The organism is Janthinobacterium sp. FW305-128, from assembly GCF_020858135.1.
In the GTDB taxonomy this organism is placed as follows: Bacteria; Pseudomonadota; Gammaproteobacteria; order Burkholderiales; family Burkholderiaceae_D; genus Janthinobacterium.
Map to the genome: position 1 here is coordinate 44,110 of NZ_JACYMK010000005.1, position 26,950 is coordinate 71,059.

The window sequence follows — 26,950 nt, forward strand, 5'->3', positions numbered from 1 at the left end:
GGGAGAGGCAATGTGATGACGGCAGGACAATACGACACGGTCTGGCTGACGGGCTTGAGCGGCGCCGGCAAGTCCAGCATCGCCGACGCGCTGGCGCGCCAGCTCAAGGCGCAGGGGTGCGCCGTGGCAGTACTCGATGGCGACCAGCTGCGCCATGGCTTGAATCGCGACCTGGGTTTTACGCCCCAAGACCGGCATGAAAACATCCGCCGCACGGCCGAAGTGGCGCGCCTGATGAACGGGGCGGGCTTGACCGTCATCGCCGCCTTCATTTCTCCCTACCGCGCCGACCGGGCCATGGCCGCCGCCATCATCGGCGCGGCGCATTTCATTGAAGTCCACGTCAGCACGCCGCTGGCCGTGTGCGAGGCGCGCGACCCGAAGGGCCTGTATGAAAAGGCGCGGGCAGGGCAGCTGGCGCAATTCACGGGCGTTTCCGCACCCTATGAAGCGCCGCTGGCCGCCGCGCTGACCCTGGACACGGGCACCTTGGCGCTGGACGAGTCGGTCGAGCGCATTTGCCGCTACCTGCGGCAGCGGCCGTGACGACCTGGCGCAAACGATTGCGCCGGCGCCTGCCGGCCAGCCTGAAGGCGCGCATGAGCGTGGTCGTCTTCCTGCTCGTGCTCGCTGCCGTGGCTTCGCTGGCGCTGGCCACCCTGTCCGTGGCCGAGCGCGGCATGCGCGACGTGACGGGGCGCCAGCAGTACGTATCGCTGTCCAGCGCCGCCGTCTTCATCGATGAGGAACTCGACGCGAAGCGCAACGTGCTGCGCGCCATTGCCGACAGCCTGCCTGCCGGCGGCGCGCACGACGGCGCCAGCCTGCAGCGTTTCCTGGCTGCGCAAACGGTGCTGCGCAAGGAATTTTATTCGGCCGGCGTGGTCGGTATCGACGGGGCCGTGCTGGCCAGCGTGAGTCCCTTCAAGCCGCAGGCGGGGCTGAACGTGAAGGGCCGCCCTTACTTTGAACAGACGCTGGCGACCCGGCGCTCGGTGATTTCCGCGCCCCTCAACGGCAGCATTTCCGGCATGCCCATCGTCGTGGTCACGCAACCCGTGTTCGACGCGCAGGGCGCCGTGCGTTATGTGCTGGCGGCCAGCGTCAACCTGCGCCAGCCCGATTTCCTGGGCCGCCTGGGCGCCCTCAAACCGGGCACGGGCGGCTACCTGTACATCATGACCGGCGAAGGCATCATCGTCGAGCATCCCGACAAGTCGCGCATCATGCAGCATATCGAGGCGCATGGTCCCATCAGCATGTCCGCGCGGCGCGCCTTGCAGGGTTTCGAGGGCTGGCTGACGGGCACCACCACGCAAGGCGTCGATGCCCTGTTTGCCTACCACCGCATCGCGTCGACGGGCTGGATACTGGCGTCCGTGTATCCCATGCGCGACGCGTTCGCGCCGCTGCACGCCATCCGCAGCAAGATATTGCTGGCCGCCGTGCTGCTGGCGGCGCTGGCGGGGCTGGCCGGCTGGCGCGTGGTGCTGCGCCTGCTGCTGCCTTTGGCGCGGCTGCGCCACCATGTGCATGAAATCCGCCGCCAGCGCCTGGGCATCGAGGCGCTGCAAATTGAGCGGCGCGACGAGATCGGCGACTTGAGCCGCGATTTCTACTCGCTGATGGCCGAGCGCGAAATTGCCGTGGCGCAGACGCGCGACAGCGAGCGGCGTTTGAAACTGCTGACGGACCACGTGCCCGTGGTGATCGTCTATATCGACCGCGAGCACCGCTACCAGTTCATCAATGCGACGTTTGAAAAATGGTTCGGCAGATCGCAGCAGGAAAGCATGATGCAGTCGATCCGCGAGGTGCTGGGCGAGGAAGCCTACCAGTTGCGCGAACAATACCTGCGGCGCGCCTTCTCGGGCGAGGAGGTTGAATATGAGTTCACCATCGGCGGCGACGGAGACGCTGGCCAGCGCGCCTTCCAGACCAGTTACGTGCCCGATGTGGGCGAGAGCGGCGCGGTGGAGGGCGTGTACGGCCTGATCCACGAAATCACCAAGACCAGGGCCGTGCATACGGCGCTGCAGTTCGCCGCCGCCACGGATATCCTGACGGGCATCGCCAACCGGCGCCGTTTCGACGAACAGCTGGAGTTGAGCATGCAGCGCACGTGGGCCGCGCGCGCGCCGATGGCGCTGGCCTATCTTGATATCGACCGTTTCAAGGCCATCAACGACAGCCTGGGACACAAGGCGGGCGACGAGGTGCTCAAGGAGTTCGCCGCGCGCCTGGTGCGCAGCGTGCGCGCCAGCGACCTGGTGGCGCGCCTGGCCGGCGATGAATTCGTGATCATTCTCGAAGGGGTGAACGGCGCGGCCGAAGTGCGCCAGGTCGGCGCCAAGATCGTCGAGGCCATCCGCCAGCCGTTTGCGCTGGCCGGCGGTCCGCTGCCGGTGACGACCAGCGTCGGCATGGCCATCTTCCGCGAGGGCACGCTGACGCCGGCGCAGCTGCTGGATCTGGCCGACCAGGCCCTGTACGCCGCCAAGGGGCAGGGCCGCGACGGCGTGGCGCTGCGCGAGGCGGCGCCGTAGCCACTACAGGATGGCGCTCCAGTGATCGAGCTGCTGCGTGGTGGCCGTCACGCCGCCGCACACGATGACGAGCACATTGCGGTAGGGAGCCAGTTCCGGCGCCTTGCCGTAGACGGCCGCCAGCGCCGCTCCGCAGGCCGGTTCCACCACCAGGCGCTGGTCGGCGACAAAGCGCTGGCAGGCGTCGACGGCGGCGCGGTCCGACACCACCACGCTGTGCAGCGGGCGAGTCTGGCTGATGGCGTATGCCTGGGCGCACACCTGGCGCGCGGCCAGCGACGTGGCGATGCTGCTCACGGCCGGCAGGGCCACGTGTTCGCGCGCGGACACGGCCGCCGCCAGCGAAGCGGCGCCTTGCGTTTCGACGGCCACGATGGCCACGTCATCCCAGCCGTTGCGCTGCAAGCCTTCGGCCACGCCGGCCAGCAGGCCGCCGCCGCCCACCGACAGCACCACCGCGTCCGGTTTCAGGCCCGCGCGCGCTACTTCATCGATCATGCCGGCATGGCCCTGCCACAGCAGCGGGTCGTCGAACGGGTGCAAAAAAGCGTCTTGCGGCGTGAGCATCGATTGGGCCAGCGCGTTCGCTTCCTGCCAGGCGGCGCCGTGCACGATGACTTCGGCGCCTTCCTGGGCGATCAGGGCCTTGGCCCGTTCGCTCGTCGTTTCCGGCACGACGACGATGACGGGAATACCGAGCTGGCGTCCCGCATAGGCGACGGCGATGCCGGCATTGCCGCCGGAAGAGGAAATGAAGCGGCTGGCGCCGCGCCGCGCGTATTCTTCGCAGGCGAGGCCGATGCCGCGGATCTTGAAGGAGCCGGGTGGCTGCAAGGCTTCGAGCTTGAGCCAGATGGCGCGTTCGCTGAGCAGGCTCAGGGCGCGCGAGTTGAGCAAGGGAGTTTCGATGTGCAGGGCCATGCGTGTTCCTGGTAAACAGTCAGGCCAGCATCATAGCCGAAGCGCCCGCGCCACCGTGTCATCCTTGCCGGCAGTGCGCTGGCTGTCAGTTCAGCGGGACGCTTTTGAGGTGGTGCGTGCGCGCCACTTCCTTCATCGCTTCGAGCAGATCGTCGCGCAGCTGGCGCGGCAGCTTGCCGAAGAATTCCTCGTCGTTCTGGTCGGCCATTTCGGCCAGCACCGGTACCAGCGCCTCGCCTTCCGTGGTCAGTTCGATCGAATGCTGGCGGCGGTCGGCCAGCAGGATGGATTTGCTGACCATGCCCTTGCTTTCCAGGCGGTCGATCAGTTTCGACACGGCGCCCTTGCTCATGCCGGACACCTGCGCCAGCACCGTGGGCGAGGTGCAGCCCAGGCGGAACATTTCGCGCAGCACCACCCATTCGGACACCGTCACGCCATTGGCTTCGGCTTTCTTCTGGAAGCTGTGGGACACATGGTTGGAAACGAAACGCAGCCAGTAACCGAGATGGGCTTCCAGTTCGCTGACGGGAACGCTGTTGGGACGGGCGGCTTGCGTGGCGGCCGATTCAAAATTATGGCTCATTTCTCTTCCTTCACTGGGCGGCGTTGCCGGCATGGTTAAGGCCTTCACGCTTGCTGTCGAGTGGTTTGTTTGGGAACAATCGTCGTGCTTGAGGTATTTCTAACACTGTTTTCACAGGAAATCATTCAGCGGCAAAAAGTTTTTCCTTTTTCTCTTGCTCTAAATATATAAAAAGCAATATCAAGCAAATAATCGTATTGCTAGAGAGGAAGATTAAAAAAATAACTCATGTTGTATCAATGGTAACATGAATTTTGCCGAATTGATAAATATTTCAAGCGCGATCACTGCCGCATGGCACAGGTGTGTTGCCGGCGCCAATCAGCTGAACCGTTCCACGAGAAAATCGACGAAGCTGCGCAGCTTGGGCGAGCGATAGCGGTCCGGCAGGTAGACCACGTTCAAGGGACGGCTGGGCAGCGCATGCGCGGGAAACAGCTGGACCAGGCGGCCCGCCTGCACGTCCGTTTCCAGCAGGAAGGCCGGTTGCAGCACAATGCCCATGCCATGCAGTGCAGCAACGCGCAGCGCCTGGCCGTGGTTGACTTGCAGGCGGCCCGCGACGGGCACGCTGCAGACGCCGTCCTCGCCTGTCAGGCGCCAATGCGCCAGGGCGGCGGGCGAGAAGGACAGGCATTCGTGCCGGCTCAGCTCGGCCGGGTGGCGCGGCGTTCCCCTGCGCGCCAGATAGTCGGGAGCGGCGCAGATCATCAGCCGGTAGGGCGCCAGCGGTCTGGCGATCAGCAAGGAATCGGGCAACTGGCCGATGCGGATGGCGGCCTCGAAACCTTCCTCCACCAGGTCGGCCACGCGGTCGCTCAGCGACACATCGATGCTCACGTCGGGATAGCGCTCCAGGTATGCGGCCATGGCGGGCATCAGCGCTTCCGCGCCGAAGGTGAGGGGCGCCGTGATGCGCAGCTTGCCGGCGGGCGCCAGTTGCAGGTTTTGCGCCTGGACATCGGTTTCGGCCACCAGCCTGAGGATTTCCTTGCAGCGCGCATAGTAATCCTCACCGAAGGCCGTCAGGTGCTGGCGCCGGGTGGTGCGCTGGAGCAACTGCATGCCCAGGCGCTTTTCCAGCGTCCGCAGGTGGTTGCCGGCCATCGTCGCGGAGATCCCGCAGGCGGCCGCGGCGGCGCTCAAGCTGCCTTTTTCCACGGCCAGTACATACACCTTCATGCTGTCGAGCAAATCCATTGGCAATCCCTGCTGTCAAATCATTGAATCAAACCATAGTTTATCTATTAATGATTTTAAATGACACTGCTGTTTGTCCCGCCAGCGCGCGGCCACCCTGACCCATTGCCCGAGAACAGACCATGCAAGCCATCCAACTGACCGCTCCTTCCCTCACCGCGTTTCGCCAGACCGAGCTGCCCGAGCCGCAGGCCGGCCGGGGCGAGGTGCTGCTGCGCCTGCGCGCCGCCACGCTGAACTTTCTCGACGTGGCCATTGCGACCGGCAACTTTGCCGGCGCGGCCTTTCCGCTGATTCCCGTCGCCGACGGCGCGGGCGAAGTGGCGGCGCTGGGCGAGGGCGTCAGCGGCCTGGCCGTCGGCGACCGCGTCATCCCGCACTTCATGCCGCGCTGGCAGGGCGGTGCCATCGCGCCGCACAACGTGGGCGCGATGCGCGGCGTCACCTTGCCGGGTTCGCTGGCCGAATACGTGGCCGTCCCTGCCGCCAGCCTGGTCGCCTTGCCGGCCCACCTCGATTTTATCCAGGGTGCGGCCCTGCCGATTGCAGCCACGACGGCGTGGAATGCCGTGCGTTCGGCGCAAGTGCGCCCCGGATCGGTGGTGTTGCTGTTGGGGACGGGCGGCGTCAGCCTGTTTGCCTTGCAGTTCGCCAAGGCGTCGGGCGCCACGGTGATCCTCGCGTCGTCCAGCGATGACAAGCTGGAACGGGCGCGCCAGCTGGGCGCCGATCACCTAATCAACTACCGGGCCACGCCGGCCTGGGATGCGGAAGTGCTGAAACTGACGGGCGGGCGGGGCGCCGACCTGGTGGTCGAGACGGTGGGCGGCGCCACCATCGTGCGCTCGCTCAACGCGGCGGCCGTGGGCGGCACGGTCTTCACGGTGGGTTTTGTCGGCGGCACGGCCGCCAGCATCGACTTGCTGCCCATCATCGTCAAGGCTTTGCGCATCGTCGGCAACAACACCGGCTCCGTGGCGGACCTGGCGCAGGCGGCACAGGCCATCGCCGCGCATGGCATCGTGCCCGTCATCGACCGCGTGTTCGGCCTCGGCGACACGGCCGAAGCGTATGCGCAGCTGGCTGCCGGCGGCCGCCATTTCGGCAAGCTTGCCATCGCGCACTGAGCCGGCCGCAACACTGTTGCCGTCAGGCGGCGACGTGCACTTTCACGTTCGCGTCGCGCAGCACCTCGGCAAAGCGGGGCGGCGGCGGCGCGTCCGTAAACAGGATGTCGACTTGCGCCAGGTCGGCCAGGCGCACCAGCGCCTTGCGGCCGAATTTATGCTGGTCGGCCACCAGCCACACTTCGCGCGACTGCTCGATGATCGCTTGCGCCACTTTCACTTCGCGCGCGTCGAAGTCGCGCAGGCTGCCGTCTTCGTCGATGCTGGAAATGCCGATGATGCCGATGTCGACCTTGAACTGGCGGATGAAGTCGATGGTGGCTTCGCCGACGATGCCGCGGTCGCGCCCGCGCACCACGCCGCCGGCCACGATGACTTCGCAGGCGGCGTTGTCGGCCAGGATGGCGGCCACGTTGAGGTTGTTCGTCACCACGTGCAAGCCCGTGTGCCGGCCCAGCGCGCGCGCCACTTCCTCGGTCGTCGTGCCGATATTGATCAAGAGCGAACAGCCGTGCGGCACCTGCGCCGCGACGGCGGCGGCGATGCGCCGCTTGGCGTCGCTGTTGAACACTTGCCGCTGGCTGTAATCGATGTTTTCCACGGAAGAGGGCAAGCCCACGCCGCCGTGGTAGCGGGCCAGCAGGCGCGCTTCTTCCATCTGCTTGACGTCGCGGCGCACGGTCTGCGGCGTCACGTCCAGCTGCTGGGCCAGCTCCTCGACGGACATGGTGACCTTCTGGCGCACCACTTCGAGCAAGCGGCGCTGGCGGGGATTCAAAATCATGGGCTTGTCTCTTTAAAAAACACAAACGAACAAAAACGAACAAATAGTGATAAAAATATGTTGCTATCGATTCGCAATCTGGCGTATCTTATCCATATTGCATTCGAATTACAGCTGTATTGATCTTAACGACAGTCGCCGGCGATGCCTAGTCTTTCCTCGCCGGCCTTTCCCGACAGACACGGAGTCCCGATGGCGGCAGCACAGCAAGGTGTGGAGACAACGATGGCATGCGACGTGCTGGTGGTGGGCGGCGGCATCAATGGCGCCGGCATCGCGCGCGACGCGGCCGGGCGGGGCTTGTCCGTGGTGCTGTGCGAAAAGGACGACCTCGCTTCCCACACCTCGTCCGCTTCCACCAAGCTGATACATGGCGGCCTGCGCTACCTCGAATACTATGAATTCGGCCTCGTGCGCAAGGCGCTGATCGAGCGCGAGGTGCTGCTGCGCTCGGCGCCGCACATCATGTGGCCCTTGCGCTTCGTCATGCCGCACGCCCAGGGCCAGCGCCCCGTCTGGCTGATATGCGCCGGCCTGTTTCTGTACGACATGCTGGCCAAGCGGGAAATCCTGCCTGGCTCGCAGGGCATCGACCTGACGCGCCACGCGGCCGGCAAACCGTTAAAACCCGAGTTCAAGCGGGGCTTCGTGTATTCCGACGGCTGGGTCGACGATGCGCGCCTGGTGGTCTTGAACGCCATCGACGCGGCGGACAAGGGGGCGACCATCCTCACGCAGACGCGCTGCACGGCCCTGCGGCGCGACGGCGCGGGTGCGGACGCTTCCTGGCAGGCGACCCTGCTGCAAGGCGACGGACGTCAGCTGTCCGTGCGCGCGCGCAGCGTCGTCAATGCGGCCGGGCCGTGGACGGCCGAGTTCCTGCAGCAGGCGGCGCCGGGCGGACAGGGCCGGCATTTGCGCCTGATCAAGGGCAGTCACATCGTCGTCAAGCGATTGTTCGAGCACGATCACGCCTACATCTTCCAGCATCCGGACGGGCGCATCGTGTTTGCCATTCCGTATGAGCACGATTTCACCCTGATCGGCACCACCGATCTCGACTACCACGGCGACAGCGGCAAGGTGGAAATCGACGACGAGGAAATTCGTTACTTGTGCGAGCTTTCCAGTTACTATTTCAGCAAGCCCATTGTGCCGGCCGACGTGGTGTGGACGTATGCGGGCGTGCGCCCGCTGGTGGAAGACGCGGCGGCCGACGCCAAGGCCGTCACGCGCGATTACCGCTTCGAGCTGGACCGGGAAGGGGCGCCGCTGCTCAGTATTTTCGGCGGCAAGATCACCACGTTCCGCAAGCTGGCGGAGGAAGCGCTCGATGTGCTCGCACCGTTGTTGGCGCCGGTGCCGGGCAATGCGCGGCCGGCCTGGACGGCCAACGCCTGCCTGCCCGGCGGCGACGTGTTCGGCAGCACGCCGCAGAACAGAGCGGTGCGCGAGTTCGGCCAGTTCGTGCAGGACTTGCAGCGCGACTATGCGTGGCTGCCGGCGGCGCTGGTGGCGCGCTATGCACGCGCCTACGGCACGCGCATCCACGTGCTGCTCGCCGGGCGGACGGATGTGGCGGCCATGGGCGAGGAAATCGCCGCCGGCCTGTACGCGGCGGAAGTGGACTATTTGCGGCGCCACGAATGGGCCGTCAGCGCGGCCGACATGCTGTGGCGGCGCTCCAAGCTGGGCCTGCACCTGCCGCGCGAAACGGCGGACACGCTCGACGCCTGGCTGTTGCAACACCCGTTGTCGTTGTAGGCAGCACACGTAAGCGACAGCGCCCCGCAGAGGGTGCGGCGAAGAATAAGAAACCATCACTGGAGGAGAAGCGCGTGCAACTGGTACTGGACAAGATCAGCAGGAAGCAGGGGGCTGACGATTTTTTATATCCGATGTCGCTGGCATTGGTGCCGGGCGCCATCAACGTCTTGCTGGGCACCACGCGTGCCGGCAAGACGACCCTGATGCGCGTGATGGCGGGGCTGGACAAGCCCAGCGGGGGCACCGTGACGGCCGACGGCGTCGACGTGACGGGCGTGCCCGTCAGCAAACGTAACCTGGCCATGGTGTACCAGCAATTCATCAACTATCCGGCCTTTACCGTCTACGACAATATCGCTTCGCCCTTGCGTTTGCGCAAGGTGCCCGAAGAGCAGATCCGGACGAAAGTGCTGGCGCTGGCCGAGCGCTTGCACATCACGCCCTACCTGCAGCGCACGCCCGGAGAATTGTCGGGCGGGCAGCAGCAGCGCACGGCGCTGGGACGCGCGCTGATCAAGGACGCATCGTTGCTGCTGCTCGACGAGCCCCTGGTCAACCTCGACTACAAACTGCGCGAGGAATTGCGCCGCGAATTGACGGAACTGTTTTCCAGCGGCAGCACGACGGTCGTGTATGCCACCACGGAACCGCTGGAAGCACTGCAGCTGGGCGGCCACGTGGCCGTGCTGCACGAGGGACGGCTGCTGCAGCAGGGGCCGACCCTGGACGTCTTCAACGCCCCCAATTCCATCAATGTGGCGCGCACCTTCAGCGACCCGCCCATCAACCTGATTCCCGCCCGCGTGAGCGCCGATGGCGTGGCGCAGGCGGCTGACGGCCTGGCCATCCACCTGAGCGGCGCACAGCGCGCCCGCCTCGGCGAGCGGCGCGACGTGATCCTCGGCGTGCGCGCGCACAGCCTGCATTTATCTCCCCAGTCCGAAGGCGACGTGGCCATCGCAGCTACGGTGGACCTGGCGGAAATCAGCGGCTCGGAAACCTATGTGCATGCGCGCCGCGGCGACCTGGCCCTGGTGGCCCAGCTCGGCGGCGTGCACAACCTGGAGATCGGCAGCGCCTGCACCGTGTATTGCCAGCCGCATGCCTTGCTGATCTTCGCCGACGATGGCGGGCTATTGTTCGCTCCTGTGCAAGGAGGGGTGTGACATGGCGCGCATCGAACTGGTGGACCTGGCCCACGCCTACAAACCGAACCCGGCGGCTCCGGCCGACTATGCGCTGCGGCCCATGAGCATGGAGTGGCATGACGGCGGCGCCTATGCCTTGCTGGGGCCGTCCGGCTGCGGCAAGACGACCTTGCTCAATATCATCTCCGGCCTCGTGAAACCGTCGCATGGCAAGGTGCTGTTCGACGGCAAGGACGTCACGCAGCTGCCGACGGAAGCACGCAATATCGCGCAAGTGTTCCAGTTTCCCGTCATCTACGACACCATGACCGTGCACGACAATCTGGCGTTCCCGCTGCGTAATCGCGGCTGGAAAGAGAGCGAGGTGAAAAAGCGCGTGCAGCAGGTGGCGCAGATGCTGGAGCTGACGGGCGACTTGAAACTGCGCGCCAGCGGCTTGTCCGTGGACGCCAAGCAAAAGATTTCGCTGGGACGGGGGCTCGTGCGCCCCGACGTGGCGGCCGTGCTGTTCGACGAACCGCTGACGGTGATCGATCCGCATTTGAAATGGCTGTTGCGCAGAAAGTTGAAGGAGATCCACCACGAACTGAAATTGTCCCTGATCTACGTCACGCACGACCAGGTGGAAGCCTTGACCTTTGCCGACCAGGTGGTCGTCATGACGCAGGGCGAAGTGGTGCAGACGGGCAGCGCGCAGGCGCTGTTCGAGGAACCCGAGCATACGTTCGTCGGCTATTTCATCGGCAACCCGGGCATGAATTTGCTCGATTGCACCCTGGACGATGGCGGCGTGCGCGTGGCGGGGCAGGCGCTGGCCGTGTCCGCCTCCGCCCGCGAGGCCCTGGCTGGCGCGCAAGGGAAAATCACGCTGGGCGTGCGGCCGGAATTCGTCGCATGCCTGAAGGCGGGCGAGAGCGGTGCGGGTAGCGATCATTGCCTGGACGCCACGGTGACTGCCGTGCGCAATATGGGTACGCATTACCTGGCGGAATTCCAGCTGGGCGGCGTGACGGTGGCGGCCAAGCTGCGCGCCATCGATGCCGTCGCCGGGGATGCTGTGCGGCTGCATTTTCCGCCGCAACGCACCCTTTTCTATGTCAACGATAAGCGGGTGGCCTGATGATACATAACGGTAAAACCGATAATAACCGCCGCGCCTGGCTGCTGATCTTGCCCGTGCTGCTGTGCGTGGCCTTTTCCGCCATCCTGCCATTGATGACGGTGGTCAATTATTCCGTGCAGGATATTCTGAGCCCCACGCAAAAGGTCTTCGTGGGCACCGAGTGGTTCCGCATGGTCATGCTCGACGGCGACTTGCACAGCGCCTTGTTGCGCCAGCTGCTGTTTTCCGGCTCCGTGCTGGCCATCCAGATTCCGCTCGGCATCTTGATTGCCCTGTGCATGCCGGCCGATGGCTGGAAGGCATCGCTGGCGCTGGTGCTGATCGCGCTGCCCTTGCTCATTCCCTGGAACGTGGTGGGCACCATCTGGCAAATCTTCGGCCGCGGCGACATCGGCCTGATGGGCTATACCCTGAATCAGCTGGGATTCGACTACAACTACAACGGCAATTCGCTCGACGCCTGGCTGACCGTGATGGTGATGGATATCTGGCACTGGACACCGCTCGTTGTGCTGCTGTGCTATGCGGGTTTGCGCGCCATTCCCGACGCGTATTACCAGGCGGCACGCATCGACGGCGCCTCGCGCCTGGCCGTGTTCCGCTACATCCAGCTGCCGAAACTGCGCAATGTGCTGATGATCGCCGTCTTGCTGCGCTTCATGGACAGTTTCATGATCTACACGGAACCGTTCGTGCTGACGGGCGGCGGACCGGGCAATGCCACCACGTTCCTGTCGCAATACCTGACGCAAAAGGCCGTGGGCCAGTTCGACCTGGGGCCGGCCTCGGCCTTCTCACTGATCTATTTCCTCATCATCCTGCTGTTCTGCTTTGTGTTGTACACCTGGATGCAGAGAGTCGGCACGGGAGACCAGAAATGATGCACAAGAAAATGAGCAGCGCCATCCTGATCGTCTTTTTGCTGGGCTCGCTGTTGCCCATCTACTGGATGCTCAATATGTCGCTCAAGACCAACGAGGAAATCGTGGGCGTGCTGAGCCTGTGGCCGCAGCAATGGACGTTCGCCAACTACCACACGATTTTTACCGACCGTTCCTGGTACAGCGGCTACATCAATTCCATGATTTACGTGGCCTTGAACATGGTCATGTCCGTCACCGTCGCCTTGCCGGCAGCCTACGCTTTTTCCCGCTATAACTTTGTCGGCGACAAGCATTTATTCTTCTGGCTCTTGACCAACCGCATGACGCCGCCCGCCGTTTTCCTCGTACCGTTCTTCCAGCTGTATTCGACGGTGGGCCTGATGGATACGCACCTGGCCGTGGCGCTGGCGCACATGGTGTTCAACGTGCCGCTGGCCGTGTGGATTTTGGAAGGTTTCATGTCCGGCGTGCCGAAGGAAATCGACGAGACGGCGTATATCGACGGCTACAGCTTTCCCCGCTTCTTCATCCGCATCTTCTTGCCGATGATTAAGTCGGGCGTGGGCGTGACGGCGTTCTTCTGCTTCATGTTCAGCTGGGTGGAACTGCTGTTGGCGCGCACCTTGACCTCCGTCAATGCCAAGCCCATTGCCGCCACCATGACGCGCACCGTGTCGGCGGCCGGCATGGACTGGGGCGTACTGGCGGCGGCCGGCGTGCTGACCATCGTGCCCGGCGCGCTGGTGATCTGGTTCGTGCGGCATTACATTGCCAAGGGTTTCGCGATGGGGAGGGTGTGACATGGAAAATACCGATAGCACAGCCAGCCTGTTCGGCTGGATGGCGTGGACGCCGGAAGTGGCCATCTTCTTCATCTGCATCGGCTTGATGCTGGCCGGCATGACGGTGTGGCAAATCCGCTCGCCCAGCATAGCACGCAAGGGCTTTTTGCCCATGCCGACGACGCGCGGCGACCGCCTGTTCATCGGCTTGCTCACGGCGGCCTACGTGAATCTGGCCTGGGCGGGGTTCACGGAAATGCAGCAGGCGATAGGCGCCGCCATCAGTTTTGTCATTTTATTAGTGGTAATGCGTTGGGGATGACCGGCTTGCCGGTGTTGATGGAGGCCGGACCGTCAGCAGGCGGCCGGCAATAAAATAAAAGGAGATTCACGATGAAATTGAAGTTCACGGTCTTCGCGGCTGCGGCCATGCTCGTGTCGAACGCGGCCCTGGCCGACGCCAAGCAGGCGCAAACCTGGATCGACAAGGAATTCCAGCCATCCAGCCTGAGCAAGCAGCAACAGCTTGCTGAAATGAAATGGTTCATCGATGCGGCGGCCAAGCTGAAAGCCAAGGGCATCAAGGAAATTTCCGTGGTCTCGGAAACCATCGACACCCACGTCTACGAGTCGAAGACCCTGGCCAAGGCCTTCGAGGAAATTACGGGTATCAAGGTGCGCCACGACATCATCCAGGAAGGCGACGTGGTGGAAAAGCTGCAGACGTCGATGCAGTCGGGCAAGAGCATCTATGACGGCTGGATTTCCGATTCCGACCTGATCGGCACCCATTATCGCTATGGCGCCGTGGAACCGCTGTCCGACTACATGGCCGCCAAGGGCAAGGAATTCACGAATCCGGGCCTGGACCTGAAAGATTTCATCGGCATCAGCTTTACCACGGCGCCGGACGGCAAGGTGTACCAGCTGCCCGACCAGCAATTCGCCAACCTGTACTGGTTCCGCGCCGACTGGTTCGCGCGCAAGGATTTGCAGGCCAAGTTCAAGGCCAAGTATGGCTACGAACTGGGCGTGCCGCAGAACTGGTCCGCCTATGAAGACATCGCCGATTTCTTCACCAATGACGTGAAGGAACTGGACGGCAAGAAAGTCTATGGCCACATGGATTACGGCAAGAAAGATCCGTCCCTGGGCTGGCGCTTCACCGATGCGTGGCTGTCGATGGCTGGCGCGGCCGACAAGGGCATTCCGAACGGCATGCCGGTCGACGAGTGGGGCATCAAGGTGGCGGCCGACAAGTGCACGCCCGTGGGTGCGTCGATGTCGCGCGGAGGCGCCACCAATTCGCCGGCTGCCGTGTTTGCGCTGACGAAATATATCGACTGGATGAAGAAATACGCGCCGCCACAAGCGAACGGCATGAATTTCTCGGAATCGGGCCCCGTGCCGGCGCAGGGCGAAATCGCCCAGCAAATCTTCTGGTACACGGCATTTACGGCCGGCATGACGAAACCGGGCTTGCCAGTGGTCAACAAGGACGGCACGCCGAAATGGCGCATGGCGCCGTCGCCGCACGGCCCGTACTGGAAAGAGGGCATGCAGAACGGCTATCAAGACGTCGGTTCCTGGTTCCTGTTCAAGTCCACGCCCGATGACCGCAAGGCGGCCGCCTGGCTGTACGCGCAATTCGTCACGTCGAAAACCGTGTCGCTGAAGAAATCCATCGTCGGCCTGACCTTCATCCGCGATTCCGACATCCGCCACGATTATTTTACGAAGCACGCGAACGAGTACGGCGGCTTGATCGAGTTCTACCGCAGCCCCGCCCGCGTGGCGTGGACGCCGACGGGCAACAATGTGCCCGACTATCCGAAGCTGGCCCAGCTGTGGTGGAAGAACGTGGCCACGGCCATTACGGCGGAAAAAACGCCGCAGGCCGCCATGGATAACCTGGCCGAGGAAATGGACCAGGTCATGGCGCGCCTGCAGCGGGCCGGCATGAAGGCGTGCGCGCCCAAGCTCAATCCCAAGGTCGATCCGAACCAGTATCTGTCGGACCAGCACGCACCGTGGAAAAAGCTGGCGAATGAAAAGCCGAAGGGTGAAACGATTGCCTACGATAAATTATTGCAGGCTTGGAAAGAGGGCAAGGTAAGGTAGTCGTGTAGACTTCTGCCGCCGCTTTCCCGGGGCACGGGCGCATGTCCGTGCCCTTTTTTCACTGTATAGCCGTAGTAGCGACCATGACCAAATACATACTTGCTTTAGACCAGGGAACCACCAGTTCGCGCGCCATCCTGTTCGACCATGCTGGCCGGCCGCATGCGAGCGCGCAGCGCGAATTTCGCCAGATTTTCCCCCAGCCGGGCTGGGTCGAGCATGACGCGGGCGACATCTGGGCCTCGCAAGAGGGCGTGCTGCAACAGGTGCTGCGCGACAGCGGCGTGTCCGCTTCGGACGTGGCCGCCATCGGCGTGACCAACCAGCGCGAAACGACGGTGCTGTGGGACCGCGCCACGGGCGAACCCGTCGCCAACGCCATCGTTTGGCAAGACCGCCGCAATGCCGCGTTCTGCGAGCAGCTGGTCGAGCAGGGCAAGGCGGACGTGATCCAGCAAAAAACGGGCCTCGTGCTGGACGCCTATTTTTCCGCCACCAAGCTCAAATGGCTGCTGGACAACGTCCCCGGCGCCCGCGCGCGCGCCGAACGGGGCGAGCTGGCCTTCGGCACCGTCGACAGCTGGTTGATCTACAAGATGAGCGGCGCCCACTTGACGGACACGAGCAACGCGGCGCGCACCATGCTGTTCAACATTCATACTTTGCAGTGGGACACGGATTTGCTGGCGCTGCTGGACATTCCCGCCTCCCTGCTGCCCGACGTCGTGCCATCGAGCGGCGTGGCCGCGCACACGCATGCGGCATTGCTGGGCGTGTCCGTGCCCATCGCCGGCATCGCGGGCGACCAGCAGGCGGCCACGTTCGGCCAGGCCTGTCTGAAACCGGGCATGGCGAAAAATACCTACGGCACGGGCTGCTTCATGCTGATGAACGTGGGCAAGCGCCCGCTGCCATCGAAAAACCGGCTGCTGACGACGGTGGGCTGGAGCCTGGGCGCCGGCAGCGACAAGACTGATTACTTGCTCGAAGGCAGCGCCTTTATCGCGGGCGCGGCCGTGCAATGGATGCGCGACGGCATCGGCATCATCCGCGACTCGTCCGAAGTGGAAGCGCTGGCCACCAGCGTGCCCGATTCGGGCGGCCTCGTCTTCGTGCCCGCCTTCGCGGGGCTCGGCGCACCGTACTGGGACCCGTATGCACGGGGCACCCTGATCGGCATCACGCGCGGCACGGGCAAGGCCCACATCGCGCGCGCCGCATTGGAGGGCGTGGCCTACCAGAACGTCGATGTGTTGTCCGCCATGCAGGACGACGCGGGCATTGCGCTATCCGAGTTGCGCGTGGATGGCGGCGCGGCCCGCAACGACATGCTGATGCAGTTCCAGGCCGACATACTCAATGTCCCCGTGGTGCGCCCCGTGGTGACGGAAACGACGGCCCTGGGCGCCGCTTACCTGGCGGGCCTGGCCGTGGGCTTCTGGGCCTCGCAGGACGAGATCGCCGCCCAATGGCAGGTGGGACGCCGATTCGAGCCGAAGATGGCGGCCGACGAACGGCTGACGCGCTTGCATAAATGGCAGCGCGCGGTGGAACGCTCGCGCGACTGGAGCGAGTGACTGCTCACAGGCCTGGCCTTGCCATAAGCCTTGCCACGCGCTTTAGCAGGCCCGGCAGCAACAGGGCCGCGCTTGCGGCACACAGGGCGCTGGCGGCATAGGCAACGCTCGCCGTGATCGATTGCGTTGCAAATGCCAGCGCGAAACTGCCATACAGCACCGCGCTGCACAGCGCGCCCACGCAGGCCGACAGCCAGTGGCCATGCGCCACGTCCACACGCCGCGCCAGCGCGCCAAAGGCGGTGATGCACACCCCCAGCATCAGCGCGCCAAACAGGTACAGGCTTGCAGCGGCGCCGATTGGCTCCGCATCGGCGGCGGCCATCGACGGCACGGTGCATGCGGCCACCAGGCCAAAACTGGCGGCAAAGGCAAGTATCTTCATGTTCAGGATTTCACGTAATACACAAGGTAGCCCACGGTTTCCCTGGGTACGGAATACAGGTCGCGCAATTCGAAATAGGGCGCATGCACCTGGCCGCTGACGGCGATGCCGGCCCGCTCCAAAGCCAGCCGGAAGCGGGGCACGTGAAAGTATTGCGTGGCCACCATGGCCGTGTGCCAGCCGTGTTGGCGCATCAGGGCCGCAGCGTTGCGGGCCGTGGCGTCCGTCGTCCAGCCTTGATTATCTTCAATAATGACGCCAGCCGGCACGCCGCGCGATTGCAGATAGCGGGCCATAGCCGCGGCCTCGTCGAACCCTTCCTTGCCCGTCGCCCCGCTGACGAGGATGTGCGGCGCCCTGCGTTCCTGGAACTGTGTCAGCGCCGCGTCGAGCCGCGCCTGCAGGCGGGGGCTGGGCGTGCCGTCGGGCAGGATCGTGTTGCCGGGCACGACGATCACGTCGGCCGGGGCCAGCTTGTCGTTCAGGCCCGCCAGCACCAGGGCAGCGGTGGCCAGCAGGAAAACACCAGCAGTCGTCAAGCCCAGCACAGTTATTTTTCGCATCGTTCATCATCAAGTTGGGAATGGACGCATGATACCCGTCCATTCCCGCCGGCGTCAGTTCGCCTGCGCCTTGCGTGCGCGCTGGTTCGACAGATAAATATTGTCCTTGTCCAGCGGCTTGCCTGCGCGTACGGCATCGAGCCAGTCCTGTGTGCTGACGACGGCGGCGAAATTCGAATGAAATACGCTGCTGAAGACGCGGTGGATTTCCTCGGCGCTGGCCGTGCCGCCCGCATTGGCGTAGGGCAGTGTGCCGGTGGCGTCCTGCAGGAACTCGACTTGCAAGCCGTCGTGCGCGGCCTGGTAGATGGTGGCCGCGTCGCAGTTGTGCGTCATGTAGCCGATCACCGTCAGGGTGTCGATGCCGCGGCTCTCCAGCCAGGCGCGCAAGTCCGTGCCCGCAAACGCGCTGCCCATGCTCTTGTTGATGCGGTGGTCGGCGGCAAAGGCGGCCACTTGCGGGTGCAGCTGCCAGCCGTCGCTGCCTTTTGCAAAGATGGGGGAGGCTTCCGGCGCATCGTGCTGGACGACGATGACGGGCACGCCGGCGGCGCGGGCGGCGGCCATGGCGGTGACGATGTTGGGCAGGGAAATGTCGACGGATGGATATTCGATCGGCATGTCGCCCGTGAAGTATTCATTTTGCACGTCGATGACGAGCAGGGCGCGGCGTGGTGCGGTAGTGGTGGACATGCTTGACTCCTGAATGTTTGAAAGAGGAAGGACTTCCCCGATACAGCCATTTTCAAGCTGCGCGTTGAAAACAAAAAGTGGCCCGAAGGCCTATCTGCGATAAAATCGGGCCATGCCTGCCATTTCTTCTTCTTCGCCCTTGAGCGTGGCCGTGATCGCCTTCGACGGCATGACGCCTTTCCACTTGTCCGTGCCTTGTCTCGTGTTTGGCGCTCAGACGGACGAGGCCGATCTGCCGCCTTTCCACGTGCGCGTCTGTGCCGCCGACCCCGCGCCCTTGCGCACGGCGGCCGGCTTCGCCATTACGCCCGAGTTCGGCCTGGAAGGCCTGGAGGGCGCCGATATCGTCATCATGCCGGCCTGGCACGACGATTGCCGCGACGCGCCGGCGTCACTGGTCGCGGCACTGCAGGCGGCCAGCGGGCGCGGCGCGCGCATGGTGGGCCTGTGCCTGGGCGCGTTTCCCCTGGCGCAGTCGGGCTTGTTGGATGGCAAGAGCGCGGCCACGCACTGGGGCATGGCGGACCGGCTGGCGACCCGCTATCCCAGGGTCAGGGTAGACCGGGAAGTGCTGTACGTGGACGATGGCGCCGTGCTGACGTCGGCGGGCGTGGCGGCCGGCCTCGATTGCTGCCTGTATCTGCTGCGCCAGCTGGCGGGCGCCGAGGTGGCCAACCGGGTGGCGCGCCGGCTGCTGGTGGCGCCGCACCGCCAGGGCGGGCAGGCCCAGTTCATCGAACGCCCGCTGCCCGTGTCCGGCAGCGAAGGGCGCTTTGCCGAAGTGCTTGCCTGCGTGACGGCCAGCCTGGGCCAGGCGCACAGCATCGATGCGCTGGCCGAGCGGGCCGCCATGAGCCGGCGCAATTTCACGCGCCACTTCCGCCAGGCGACGGGCACCTCGTTCAAGCAGTGGCTATTGAACCAGCGTCTGGCGCATGCGCAAAGCTTGCTGGAAAAAAGCGCGGCCTCGATCGATGTCGTGGCGCAAGAAGCCGGCTTCGGCACGGCCCTGTCGCTGCGCCAGCATTTCCGGGCCAGCTTGCAGACGTCGCCGTCGGCGTACCGCAAGCTGTTCCGGCAGCAATCAGGCCAGATCAGGCAGCCATAGCGTGGATGTGTCCCGGCTTCCGTTGGGCAGCTGCGCGCTGACGGCGATTTGCCGCGCGATGAAGGCGGCCGGTGCGAAGGCGTAGCGTTCCTGGAACGAGACGGTTTCCGCGCTCATCAGTTCGGCGTACGTCTGCATCAGGGTCGAGGCGGAAAGATGCTTGCCTTGTTCCACATAGGTGTCGATGGCGGCCAGCAGCACGGGGTAATCCGCATTTTCCTTGCTGCCGCCGAAGTTGAACGACAATTGCCCGCAGGCGCGCCAGATGGGGTCTGGTTCCCCGTCCGGCACCGGCTGCGTGCGCAGCCATTGCAAGGCCTTCAATGGCGGGCCGCCAAACGATGGTGGAGAGATGATGGCCTGGATGGCCAGCTTGACGGCTTCGTCGATTCTTCCCGCGCGCACATACTGTCCATGCAGCAGCACCAGCGCGTCCGTATATTCGGGAAGGATGGCGAGCGCCGCTTCCAGCAGCGCGATGGCCGCTGCGGGATTGCGCTGGGCAATCAATTCCTTGGCTTCCAGGAACGCGGCGCGCGGCGAAGCGGGGTCGTCGGCCAGCGATGGCGTGGCGACGTACTCGTCTTCCGCCGTTGCGTAGGCTGACAGAAACGCCGCCAGGCTGGAAAAGTGCGGCTGCAAGCGCCACTCGTCGTGCCAGGTCTCGACGACGATCGGTTCGTACGCTTCGCGCCCGATGGGCCAGTACAGGCCGAAGGTATCGCCATTGCCCAGCGCGCCCTCGGCGAACGGGCTGAAGCCGAGCGGTGGATACGCAGTCGTGTGTTGCCAGTCTTGTTCGACGGAGATGGGGGCGAGGTTTGCAGGTAGTTGCATGGAGGTTGCAGAGGATAAAACGTCAGTGTAGAGCAAGAGCGCATCCGCCGGCGTTCCCCATCGCAGGGGGCAAGTGAGGGGGCAGGCCCTTCAGTCGCGTTCCGGCACCGGCACGTTGAAGCCGTTCAAGGTGGTCGAGACCAGCGCGTACAGGCCCACCAGGTAGATCAGCTCGTTGGTGCCGTGCTGGCCAAAGGTGGCCAGCGCCAGGCGGTACAGCGGCTCCGGCAGCGTGCCGCCGCCGCTGAGCGCGTAGGCCAGGTCGTAGGCGATGCTCTCATGCTGGTCGAGGTCGACGGGCTTGACGTCGGCCACCAGCGTGGCCAGGCGCTCGGCCGACATGCCTTCGCGCTCCGCGACGGCGATGTGGGCGTAGATTTCATAGGCAGCGTTGTAGCGCGCGCCGACCACCAGGATGGCAATCTGGCGCACGTTATCGGGCAGCGTGGCGTTGGCCGTCATGGCCAGGGTCAGGTCCCAGATGGCCTTGCCGATGGCCGGTTCGTGCAGCCACGGATTCCATGGTCCCATCAGGGCGCCGTCTTCGCGCACGGCGATGAAATCGTTGAAATTGCTGGTGATGCCTTTGCGCATATCGTCGTACAGCGGCTGCTGTTCGGGCGTCAGGTCTTGCGGAGCGATCAGGGGCAGGCGCATGGGAACTCCTTGCTGGGTAAGTGAGCGGTGGGCGGCGGTAGCCAGCAGCCAGTATAGCCAGCCAGCATGGTAGGCGGCGCCCGTTCGCTGTGCGCCTACTTGCGCGGCTCGTGAATGCGGAATTTCTTCACGACACCCGCCTGGTCGAACATGACGGCCACTTCGCGCGTGCCTTTTTCGCCCAGCAGGGGGATCAGCCGCGTCACCTTGGGCGCTTGCAGCTGGTTCTTGTAGACCCAGACTTCATAGCCGGGATCGAAGCTGACGACGGTGGCGTTGCCCAGAGCCGCGTCGAGGTCGAGGCGGGTGGTTTTGCCGACCTTGATGTTTTGATAGATGGCGCCGTTGTCGGGCGCGCGGTTGACCTTGTATTCACTGGCGGTGCACATGGCCACGGCCAGGCCCGCGAGGCAGGAAGCTGCCAGTTTGATCAATGTGTTCATAGGGACTCCCGGTGTGCATCACTGCTTCCAATCTCAGAGGGGACGGGCGTGATGTCATGCCGGGAGTGTGCTTGCGTCGCCGCGAATGTGCTACAAGATTATACAAAGGCGCAAAAAATGATGCCGGTGGTGCCGGCTGACGGTACTTTTACCGGTTCTGCAGCACGTCGGTCGACAGTGCCAGGGTTTCCTTGATTTCTTCCATCACCACATAGCTTTTCGATTGCGCGGCGCCCGGCAGCTGCAGCAGCATGTCGCCCAGCAGCTTGCGGTACTCGGCCATTTCATGGATGCGCGCCTTGATCAGGTAATCGAAGTCGCCCGACACCAGGTGGCATTCCTGCACTTCGGGAATCTGCAGCACTTCGCGGCGGAATTGCTCGAAAGCGGACGCCGACTTTTGATTGAGAGTAATCTCTACAAAGACGAGCAGCTTGGCGCCCAGCGCGGCCGGGTTCACCTTGGCGTGGTAGCCCGTGATGACGCCGTCGCGCTCCATGCGCTTGACCCGCTCGATGCAGGGCGTAATCGACAGCCCCACCTGTTCACCGAGGTCTTTCATCGAGATGCGGCCATCCTGCTGCAGGATGCGCAGGATGTGGCGGTCCAGCTTGTCGAGGCCACGTGCCGATTCTTTAAGGATTCTCATGATTTATTGCTGAATATCTCGATTTATACGTGAACAAATACTGGCTCTTTCCCAATATGATAGCGGTTAATCTGGCGTCAGCCTAAAAAAATATAATGAGGAAACTATGCGTATCGTGATTCTGGGTAGCGGCGTCATCGGCGTCACCAGTGCTTACTATCTGGCCAAGGCAGGACATGAGGTGACCGTCATCGACCGCCAGCCGGGCCCCGCACTGGAAACCAGCTTTGCGAATGCGGGGCAAATCTCGCCCGGCTACGCTTCGCCATGGGCGGCGCCCGGTATTCCCCTGAAAGCCGTGAAATGGATGATGCAGCGCCACGCGCCGCTGGCCATCTCGCTCGACGGCAGCGCCGCCCAGCTCAAATGGATGTGGCAGATGTTGCGTAATTGCACGCCGGAAGCGTATGCCGTGAACAAGGAACGCATGGTGCGCCTGGCCGAGTACAGCCGCGACTGCTTCAAGGTGTTGCGCGCCGAGGCCGGCATCACGTATGAAGGCCGCCAGCAAGGCACGATGCAATTGTTCCGCACGGAAAAGCAATACAACGACGCCGCCAAGGATATCGAAGTGTTGAAAGACGCGGGCGTGCCGTACGAAGTGCTGCAGCGCAATGAGTTGTCGCGCGCCGAGCCGGCCCTCGAAGCTGTCAAGGACAAGCTGTTTGGCGGTTTGCGCCTGCCCAACGATGAAACGGGCGATTGCCAGCTGTTTACCACGCGCCTGTCCGAGATGGCCGAGGCGCTGGGCGTGAAGTTCCGCTATGGCGTCTCCATCGATGCATTGCTGACGCAGGGCGATGAAATCGCCGGCGTGCAATGCGGCGCGGAAATCGTCAAGGCCGATTCCTATGTCGTGGCGCTCGGTTCCTACTCGACGGGCTTCATGAAGCCGCTGCTCGACATTCCCGTGTATCCATTGAAGGGCTATTCGATCACCGTACCCATCGTCAACGCGGCCAAGGCGCCCGTGTCGACCATCCTTGATGAAACCTATAAAATTGCCGTGACGCGTTTCGACGACCGCATCCGCGTGGGCGGCATGGCGGAAATCGCCGGCTACAACCTGAACCTGAACCCGCGCCGCCGCGAAACCCTGGAAATGGTCGTCAACGACCTGTTCCCCGGCGGCGGCAACACGGCTGAGGCGACGTTCTGGACGGGCTTGCGCCCGATGACGCCGGACGGCACGCCCATCGTCGGCCGCACGCCGCTGCGCAACCTGTTCCTGAACACGGGCCACGGTACCCTGGGCTGGACCATGTCCTGCGGTTCGGCGCAATTGCTGGCCGACCTGATGTCGTCGAAACAGCCGGCCATCCTGGCCGACGACCTGTCCGTCAGCCGCTACAGCGGCGCGCAGCGCGGCGGCAAGTTGCAATACGCGGGAGCCTGAGATGGCGGGAAGCATGCCTCCAAAGGAACGTAGCGGCGCCATCCTGACGGTGGACCTCGATGCCGTGCGCGCCAACTACCGCTTGCTGCGCGACAAGGCGCACCCGGCCGCCTGCTCGGCCGTCGTGAAATCCGATGCGTATGGCCTGGGCGCCGCGCAAGTGGGCGCGGCCCTGTATGAAGAAGGGTGCCGCCATTTCTTCGTGGCCCACCTGGAAGAGGGCATCAGCCTGCGCCCGCACGTGGCGCCGGACGCGGCCATCTTCGTGTTGCACGGCCCGCCCGTCGACACGGAAGGCGAATTCACGGCCCATGGCCTGACGCCCGTGCTCAACAGCGAGCCGCAGGTGGCGGGCTGGCGCCGGCACGCAGCAGCGCTGGGCACCACCCTGGACGCCATCGTGCAGATGGACACGGGCATGTCGCGCATGGGCTTGTCGCCGCAGGAAATCGACGGCTGGCTGCTGGACCCGCACTTTCTCGACGGCATCAATGTGCGCTATGTCATGAGCCACCTGGCTTGCGCCGACGAGCGCGCCAACCCGATGAATGGCGAGCAACTGGCCCGTTTCATCGCCATTCGCGCCCGTTTGCCGCAGTACCGCGCCAGCCTGGCCAATTCCTCGGGCATCTTTTTGTCGCCCGATTACCACTTCGACCTGGTGCGCCCCGGCGCGGCCCTGTACGGCATCGGACCGCAGGGCGGCGAACCGAATCCGCTGCGCTCCGTGGTGCGGCTGCAAGGCAAGGTCATGCAGACACGCACGATCGCCGCCGGCGACCACGTGGGCTACAGTCGCCGCTACACGGCCAGCGAGCCGCGCCAGGTGGCCACGGTTTCCGTCGGCTACGCCGATGGCTGGCTGCGCAGCATGAGCAATCAGGGTCTGGCCATCGTCGATGGCGTGAAAGTGCCGCAGATCGGCGCCATCTCGATGGATTCCATCACCCTGGACGTGAGCGCCATCGCCGAGGAACGCGTCGCGCCGGGCAGCCTGGTCGACCTGATCTGCGCCGAACACCCGGTCGATGCTGTGGCGGCCATGGCCAATACCATCGGCTACGAGGTGCTGACGAACCTGGGCGGACGCTACTACCGCGAGTACCGGGGCCTGGCACGTTAGCGCACCTGCCAAAACGCCCATGGCGTTGTTGCCTTGCCTTGCCGTACATTCGTACTGTCTTCGGCAAGGCGCCTAGCCCTGAGCATTTTTTTAGGTGCGCTGGTTTCGCACGCTAAGCAGCGCGAAACCGATGATTGTGTGGCAAGATAGCCCTGACGTGCATCGCACCTCAGGGCTTTTTTTTAACCATCATCGGGGATTTCTATGAGTCAATATAACGTTGCTATCATCGTCGGCAGCCTGCGCAAGGATTCCTTCAACCGCAAGCTGGCCGACGCCATCATCAAGCTGGCGCCGCCCGAGTTTTCCTTCAAGCACATTGAAATCGGCGACTTGCCGCTGTACAACCAGGATGACGATGGCGCGCAGGCTGAGCAGGTGCTGCGCCTCAAATCCGACATTTCCGCATCGCAAGCCTTGCTCTTCCTCACCCCCGAATACAACCGCTCTATCCCCGGCGTGCTGAAAAACGCCCTCGACCACGGCTCGCGTCCGTATGGCCAGAGCGTGTGGGGCGGCAAGCCCGGTGCCGTGCTCGGCGTATCCGTGGGCGCCACCGGTACGGCGCTGGCGCAGCAGCATTTGCGCAATGTGCTCGCTTACCTGGACGTGCCGCTGCTGGGGCAGCCTGAAATGTTTATCCAGGCCAAGGACGGCCTGTTTGACGAGCACGGCGGCATCGGTCCGGCCAGCCTCGGTTTCTTCCAGGGCTGGATGCAGCGCTACGTGGACTGGGTCCGCAAGCACGCCATCCACGCTTGATTCCACGCTTGATGCAAGTCAAGGCGGCAGCGCTCAGCGTTGCCGCTTGTTCACATTCTTTGACCAACGATGCCAGGATTTCAATATTGGCACGGCTGTCTCGGTATAATGCGCCCTTTCTGTAGCGCAATACTTTCCAATTTCTTGCCGACTCCATGTGGACTAAACCTGTTCCGCGCATGAACTTGCGCCGTTTGATCGTGCTCGTGGCCTTTGCCAGCGCCCTGGTGTCCCTGGCCAACACCTTTTATGCCAGCTATAGCGTGCAGCGCCAGCTGCTGATCGATACCACCCTGGAAGCGAACCACGCCTACGCGAGCAAGCTGGCCAGCACGGCCGAGGATTTCCTGCAGTCGGCGCGCCAGCAGCTGGCCTACAGCGCCGGCAGCCTGCCGTCGCGCATGGACGACGAGCAATGGCTGACGGAAGAAGCACAGCGCCTGCGCCTGCAGACGAACAGCTTCAATTCCGTGCTTATCGTCGATGCCCAGGGCAAGGTGCTGGGCGTGTCGCCGGAAACCCTGGCCCTGAAAAACCGCACGCTCGACTCGGCCGGCGCCGCGCAGGCGCTGCGCGAACGGCGCCCGCTGGTCACGCAGCCGTACATATCTTCGGTCGGCAATCTGGTGGTGTTCATCTCGCATCCCATCCTTGGCAAGGATGGCCGCTACCTCGGCTACGTGGGCGGCAGCATCTACCTGAAACAGAAAAACATCCTGTACACCATGCTGGGCCAGCATTATTACCGCGACGGCTCCTACCTGTACGTGGTCGACCAGAACCGGCGCCTGCTTTATCACCCTGATCCTGAGCGCCTGGGCCACGTGGCCGGCCGCAATGACGTTATCGACACCATCATCGCGCAGCGGGGCGGCGGCAACCGGCGCATGCATAACAGCCTGGGCGTGGACATGCTGGCCGGCTACGCCGTCATGCCGTCGACGGGCTGGGGCATCGTGGCGCAGCGGCCCACGGCCATGACCCTGGCGCCGCTGAACCAGCTGATGGCCAATACCGTATGGCATTCCCTGCCAATCGCCTTGCTGAGTTTGCCATTCATCTGGTGGCTGGCCAGCCTGATTTCGCGGCCCCTGATGCAACTGGCCGAGGGGGCGCGGCGCATGGATGTGCCCGGTACAAGCGAGCACATCGCCGCCATCCGTGCCTGGTATGTGGAGGCGGCGCAGATCAAGAAAGCCTTGCTGAAGGGCCTGGCGTTGTTGCAGAACAGGATCGGCAAGTTGAAGACCGACGTGGAGACGGACCCGCTGACGGGCCTCTCGAACCGGCGCGGCATGGCGGCGGCGCTCGACGTCTGGCAGGCGCAGGCGCGGCCGTTTTCTGTCATCGCCATCGATATCGACCATTTCAAGCAAGTCAACGATAAATGGGGCCATGCCGTGGGCGATGAAGTCATCCTGCGCCTGGCGCAGCTGATGCGCGCCTGTTCGCGCGATGCCGACGTGCTGTGCCGCAATGGCGGCGACGAATTCATCATGCTGCTGCCCGATGCCGACCTGGACGTGGCCATGCAGGTGGCCGAGCGCCTGCGCGCCAAGGTGGCCGCCGCCGTGATTCCCGGCGCGGGCGCCATTACGGTCTCGCTGGGCGTGGTGGCATCGTCGCACGGCGAGCGCAGCACGGACGCCGTGCTGCTCGCCGCCGACGCGGCCCTGTACGTGGCCAAGGAAAACGGGCGCAATTGCGTGGGCATCACGGAACCCGCCTGACAGGCGTGCCGCGCGGGATGAACTGATCCGTTGTTTTC

General features: G+C 64.0%; 27 protein-coding genes. 16 read left to right on the forward strand and 11 right to left on the reverse strand.

What is annotated here, in order from left to right; all coding sequences use genetic code 11:
* Positions 1-15 precede the first annotated feature (15 nt).
* Positions 16-546, forward strand: coding sequence for an adenylyl-sulfate kinase (gene cysC, locus IGS60_RS12055; protein WP_230504570.1), 531 nt, complete (start codon positions 16-18; stop codon positions 544-546).
* Positions 543-2,546, forward strand: coding sequence for a diguanylate cyclase (locus IGS60_RS12060; RefSeq protein WP_230504572.1), 2,004 nt, complete (start codon positions 543-545; stop codon positions 2,544-2,546). The genes cysC and IGS60_RS12060 overlap by 4 nt, the downstream gene beginning before the upstream one ends.
* A gap of 3 nt (positions 2,547-2,549) precedes the next feature.
* Here the strand turns inward: IGS60_RS12060 and IGS60_RS12065 are convergent, their stop codons facing one another.
* The 3 genes from IGS60_RS12065 to IGS60_RS12075 all read right to left on the reverse strand — a co-directional run bounded on the left by IGS60_RS12065 (position 2,550) and on the right by IGS60_RS12075 (position 5,253).
* Complete coding sequence (locus IGS60_RS12065; protein ID WP_230504574.1) at positions 2,550-3,467, reverse strand: pyridoxal-phosphate dependent enzyme; 918 nt, start codon at positions 3,465-3,467, stop codon at positions 2,550-2,552.
* A gap of 85 nt (positions 3,468-3,552) precedes the next feature.
* Entirely contained in the window at positions 3,553-4,053 is a 501-nt protein-coding gene (locus tag IGS60_RS12070; RefSeq protein WP_070290701.1) for a MarR family winged helix-turn-helix transcriptional regulator, read from the reverse strand.
* A gap of 321 nt (positions 4,054-4,374) precedes the next feature.
* Positions 4,375-5,253, reverse strand: coding sequence for a LysR family transcriptional regulator (locus IGS60_RS12075; protein WP_230504575.1), 879 nt, complete (start codon positions 5,251-5,253; stop codon positions 4,375-4,377).
* 122 nt (positions 5,254-5,375) lie between these two features.
* On the opposite strand from IGS60_RS12075, the gene IGS60_RS12080 reads away from it, so the two are divergent.
* Positions 5,376-6,380, forward strand: a complete 1,005-nt coding sequence (locus tag IGS60_RS12080) for an NAD(P)-dependent alcohol dehydrogenase (protein WP_230504578.1) — start codon at positions 5,376-5,378, stop codon at positions 6,378-6,380.
* 22 nt (positions 6,381-6,402) lie between these two features.
* On the opposite strand, the gene IGS60_RS12085 is transcribed toward IGS60_RS12080, so the two are convergent.
* Positions 6,403-7,164, reverse strand: coding sequence for a DeoR/GlpR family DNA-binding transcription regulator (locus IGS60_RS12085; protein WP_175444698.1), 762 nt, complete (start codon positions 7,162-7,164; stop codon positions 6,403-6,405).
* A gap of 192 nt (positions 7,165-7,356) precedes the next feature.
* Here IGS60_RS12085 and glpD point away from each other — a divergent pair, with 192 nt between their 5' ends.
* The 8 genes from glpD to glpK all read left to right on the forward strand — a co-directional run bounded on the left by glpD (position 7,357) and on the right by glpK (position 16,566).
* Positions 7,357-8,928: a glycerol-3-phosphate dehydrogenase gene (glpD, locus tag IGS60_RS12090; protein ID WP_230504580.1), complete on the forward strand. Its 1,572-nt coding sequence runs from the start codon at positions 7,357-7,359 to the stop codon at positions 8,926-8,928.
* 74 nt (positions 8,929-9,002) lie between these two features.
* Complete coding sequence (locus tag IGS60_RS12095; RefSeq protein WP_230504582.1) at positions 9,003-10,097, forward strand: ABC transporter ATP-binding protein; 1,095 nt, start codon at positions 9,003-9,005, stop codon at positions 10,095-10,097.
* A gap of 1 nt (position 10,098) precedes the next feature.
* Positions 10,099-11,199 carry an ABC transporter ATP-binding protein gene (locus IGS60_RS12100; protein ID WP_230504584.1) on the forward strand — a complete coding sequence of 367 codons (1,101 nt, stop codon included), beginning with the start codon at positions 10,099-10,101 and terminating at the stop codon, positions 11,197-11,199.
* The gene (locus IGS60_RS12105) at positions 11,199-12,083 is read left to right on the forward strand and encodes a carbohydrate ABC transporter permease (RefSeq protein ID WP_034754965.1); all 885 of its coding nucleotides are present in this window, start codon (positions 11,199-11,201) and stop codon (positions 12,081-12,083) included. The genes IGS60_RS12100 and IGS60_RS12105 overlap by 1 nt, the downstream gene beginning before the upstream one ends.
* Positions 12,083-12,886, forward strand: coding sequence for a carbohydrate ABC transporter permease (locus IGS60_RS12110; protein WP_176741241.1), 804 nt, complete (start codon positions 12,083-12,085; stop codon positions 12,884-12,886). The genes IGS60_RS12105 and IGS60_RS12110 overlap by 1 nt, the downstream gene beginning before the upstream one ends.
* Before the next feature lies 1 nt (position 12,887).
* Positions 12,888-13,190, forward strand: coding sequence for a DUF2160 domain-containing protein (locus IGS60_RS12115; protein ID WP_230504586.1), 303 nt, complete (start codon positions 12,888-12,890; stop codon positions 13,188-13,190).
* Positions 13,191-13,261: 71 nt separating this feature from the next.
* On the forward strand, positions 13,262-14,989 hold the full coding sequence (locus tag IGS60_RS12120; protein ID WP_034779106.1) for an ABC transporter substrate-binding protein: 1,728 nt from the start codon (positions 13,262-13,264) through the stop codon (positions 14,987-14,989).
* Positions 14,990-15,072: 83 nt separating this feature from the next.
* On the forward strand, positions 15,073-16,566 hold the full coding sequence (glpK, locus tag IGS60_RS12125) for a glycerol kinase GlpK (RefSeq protein ID WP_230504588.1): 1,494 nt from the start codon (positions 15,073-15,075) through the stop codon (positions 16,564-16,566).
* Between the two features lie 4 nt (positions 16,567-16,570).
* On the opposite strand, the gene IGS60_RS12130 is transcribed toward glpK, so the two are convergent.
* The 3 genes from IGS60_RS12130 to IGS60_RS12140 are packed head-to-tail and all read right to left on the reverse strand — an operon-like array spanning position 16,571 to position 18,207.
* The gene (locus IGS60_RS12130) at positions 16,571-16,951 is read right to left on the reverse strand and encodes a hypothetical protein (protein WP_230504590.1); all 381 of its coding nucleotides are present in this window, start codon (positions 16,949-16,951) and stop codon (positions 16,571-16,573) included.
* 2 nt (positions 16,952-16,953) lie between these two features.
* A complete protein-coding gene (locus tag IGS60_RS12135; RefSeq protein ID WP_230504592.1) occupies positions 16,954-17,514 on the reverse strand; it encodes a YdcF family protein in 561 nt (186 codons plus the stop codon).
* Positions 17,515-17,568: 54 nt separating this feature from the next.
* A complete protein-coding gene (locus IGS60_RS12140; protein ID WP_230504593.1) occupies positions 17,569-18,207 on the reverse strand; it encodes a cysteine hydrolase family protein in 639 nt (212 codons plus the stop codon).
* A gap of 112 nt (positions 18,208-18,319) precedes the next feature.
* Between IGS60_RS12140 and IGS60_RS12145 the strand changes: the two genes are divergently transcribed.
* The gene (locus tag IGS60_RS12145) at positions 18,320-19,315 is read left to right on the forward strand and encodes a GlxA family transcriptional regulator (protein WP_230504595.1); all 996 of its coding nucleotides are present in this window, start codon (positions 18,320-18,322) and stop codon (positions 19,313-19,315) included.
* Here the strand turns inward: IGS60_RS12145 and IGS60_RS12150 are convergent.
* From IGS60_RS12150 to IGS60_RS12165, 4 genes are all read right to left on the reverse strand, one after another.
* Positions 19,292-20,152 (reverse strand): tetratricopeptide repeat protein, encoded by an 861-nt coding sequence (locus IGS60_RS12150; RefSeq protein WP_230504598.1) that lies wholly within the window; start codon positions 20,150-20,152, stop codon positions 19,292-19,294. The genes IGS60_RS12145 and IGS60_RS12150 overlap by 24 nt on opposite strands.
* A 90-nt stretch (positions 20,153-20,242) precedes the next feature.
* Positions 20,243-20,809, reverse strand: a complete 567-nt coding sequence (locus tag IGS60_RS12155; protein WP_230504600.1) for a carboxymuconolactone decarboxylase family protein — start codon at positions 20,807-20,809, stop codon at positions 20,243-20,245.
* Between the two features lie 95 nt (positions 20,810-20,904).
* The gene (locus IGS60_RS12160) at positions 20,905-21,252 is read right to left on the reverse strand and encodes a hypothetical protein (protein ID WP_070222194.1); all 348 of its coding nucleotides are present in this window, start codon (positions 21,250-21,252) and stop codon (positions 20,905-20,907) included.
* A 148-nt stretch (positions 21,253-21,400) separates the two neighbouring features.
* Positions 21,401-21,901 carry an Lrp/AsnC ligand binding domain-containing protein gene (locus IGS60_RS12165; RefSeq protein WP_070222192.1) on the reverse strand — a complete coding sequence of 167 codons (501 nt, stop codon included), beginning with the start codon at positions 21,899-21,901 and terminating at the stop codon, positions 21,401-21,403.
* Positions 21,902-22,007: 106 nt separating this feature from the next.
* Between IGS60_RS12165 and IGS60_RS12170 the strand changes: the two genes are divergently transcribed.
* From IGS60_RS12170 to IGS60_RS12185, 4 genes are all read left to right on the forward strand, one after another.
* Positions 22,008-23,297, forward strand: coding sequence for a D-amino acid dehydrogenase (locus IGS60_RS12170; RefSeq protein WP_099411493.1), 1,290 nt, complete (start codon positions 22,008-22,010; stop codon positions 23,295-23,297).
* Positions 23,298-23,310: 13 nt separating this feature from the next.
* On the forward strand, positions 23,311-24,420 hold the full coding sequence (gene alr / locus IGS60_RS12175) for an alanine racemase (RefSeq protein WP_230504602.1): 1,110 nt from the start codon (positions 23,311-23,313) through the stop codon (positions 24,418-24,420).
* A 204-nt stretch (positions 24,421-24,624) separates the two neighbouring features.
* Positions 24,625-25,182 (forward strand): NADPH-dependent FMN reductase, encoded by a 558-nt coding sequence (locus tag IGS60_RS12180; protein ID WP_070222187.1) that lies wholly within the window; start codon positions 24,625-24,627, stop codon positions 25,180-25,182.
* Positions 25,183-25,337: 155 nt separating this feature from the next.
* Positions 25,338-26,912, forward strand: coding sequence for a sensor domain-containing diguanylate cyclase (locus tag IGS60_RS12185; protein ID WP_230504604.1), 1,575 nt, complete (start codon positions 25,338-25,340; stop codon positions 26,910-26,912).
* Positions 26,913-26,950: the final 38 nt, after the last annotated feature.

Bases quoted from the DNA above. Each gene is read 5' to 3' on its own strand.
- cysC (WP_230504570.1), top strand. From the start codon at position 16: ATGACGGCAGGACAATACGACACGGTCTGGCTGACGGGCTTGAGCGGC.
- IGS60_RS12065 (WP_230504574.1), bottom strand. From the start codon at position 3,467: ATGGCCCTGCACATCGAAACTCCCTTGCTCAACTCGCGCGCCCTGAGC.
- IGS60_RS12070 (WP_070290701.1), bottom strand. From the start codon at position 4,053: ATGAGCCATAATTTTGAATCGGCCGCCACGCAAGCCGCCCGTCCCAAC.
- IGS60_RS12075 (WP_230504575.1), bottom strand. From the start codon at position 5,253: ATGGATTTGCTCGACAGCATGAAGGTGTATGTACTGGCCGTGGAAAAA.
- IGS60_RS12080 (WP_230504578.1), top strand. From the start codon at position 5,376: ATGCAAGCCATCCAACTGACCGCTCCTTCCCTCACCGCGTTTCGCCAG.
- IGS60_RS12085 (WP_175444698.1), bottom strand. From the start codon at position 7,164: ATGATTTTGAATCCCCGCCAGCGCCGCTTGCTCGAAGTGGTGCGCCAG.
- glpD (WP_230504580.1), top strand. From the start codon at position 7,357: ATGGCGGCAGCACAGCAAGGTGTGGAGACAACGATGGCATGCGACGTG.
- IGS60_RS12100 (WP_230504584.1), top strand. From the start codon at position 10,099: ATGGCGCGCATCGAACTGGTGGACCTGGCCCACGCCTACAAACCGAAC.
- IGS60_RS12105 (WP_034754965.1), top strand. From the start codon at position 11,199: ATGATACATAACGGTAAAACCGATAATAACCGCCGCGCCTGGCTGCTG.
- IGS60_RS12110 (WP_176741241.1), top strand. From the start codon at position 12,083: ATGCACAAGAAAATGAGCAGCGCCATCCTGATCGTCTTTTTGCTGGGC.
- IGS60_RS12115 (WP_230504586.1), top strand. From the start codon at position 12,888: ATGGAAAATACCGATAGCACAGCCAGCCTGTTCGGCTGGATGGCGTGG.
- IGS60_RS12120 (WP_034779106.1), top strand. From the start codon at position 13,262: ATGAAATTGAAGTTCACGGTCTTCGCGGCTGCGGCCATGCTCGTGTCG.
- glpK (WP_230504588.1), top strand. From the start codon at position 15,073: ATGACCAAATACATACTTGCTTTAGACCAGGGAACCACCAGTTCGCGC.
- IGS60_RS12130 (WP_230504590.1), bottom strand. From the start codon at position 16,951: ATGAAGATACTTGCCTTTGCCGCCAGTTTTGGCCTGGTGGCCGCATGC.
- IGS60_RS12135 (WP_230504592.1), bottom strand. From the start codon at position 17,514: ATGCGAAAAATAACTGTGCTGGGCTTGACGACTGCTGGTGTTTTCCTG.
- IGS60_RS12140 (WP_230504593.1), bottom strand. From the start codon at position 18,207: ATGTCCACCACTACCGCACCACGCCGCGCCCTGCTCGTCATCGACGTG.
- IGS60_RS12145 (WP_230504595.1), top strand. From the start codon at position 18,320: ATGCCTGCCATTTCTTCTTCTTCGCCCTTGAGCGTGGCCGTGATCGCC.
- IGS60_RS12150 (WP_230504598.1), bottom strand. From the start codon at position 20,152: ATGCAACTACCTGCAAACCTCGCCCCCATCTCCGTCGAACAAGACTGG.
- IGS60_RS12155 (WP_230504600.1), bottom strand. From the start codon at position 20,809: ATGCGCCTGCCCCTGATCGCTCCGCAAGACCTGACGCCCGAACAGCAG.
- IGS60_RS12160 (WP_070222194.1), bottom strand. From the start codon at position 21,252: ATGAACACATTGATCAAACTGGCAGCTTCCTGCCTCGCGGGCCTGGCC.
- IGS60_RS12165 (WP_070222192.1), bottom strand. From the start codon at position 21,901: ATGAGAATCCTTAAAGAATCGGCACGTGGCCTCGACAAGCTGGACCGC.
- IGS60_RS12170 (WP_099411493.1), top strand. From the start codon at position 22,008: ATGCGTATCGTGATTCTGGGTAGCGGCGTCATCGGCGTCACCAGTGCT.
- alr (WP_230504602.1), top strand. From the start codon at position 23,311: ATGCCTCCAAAGGAACGTAGCGGCGCCATCCTGACGGTGGACCTCGAT.
- IGS60_RS12180 (WP_070222187.1), top strand. From the start codon at position 24,625: ATGAGTCAATATAACGTTGCTATCATCGTCGGCAGCCTGCGCAAGGAT.
- IGS60_RS12185 (WP_230504604.1), top strand. From the start codon at position 25,338: ATGTGGACTAAACCTGTTCCGCGCATGAACTTGCGCCGTTTGATCGTG.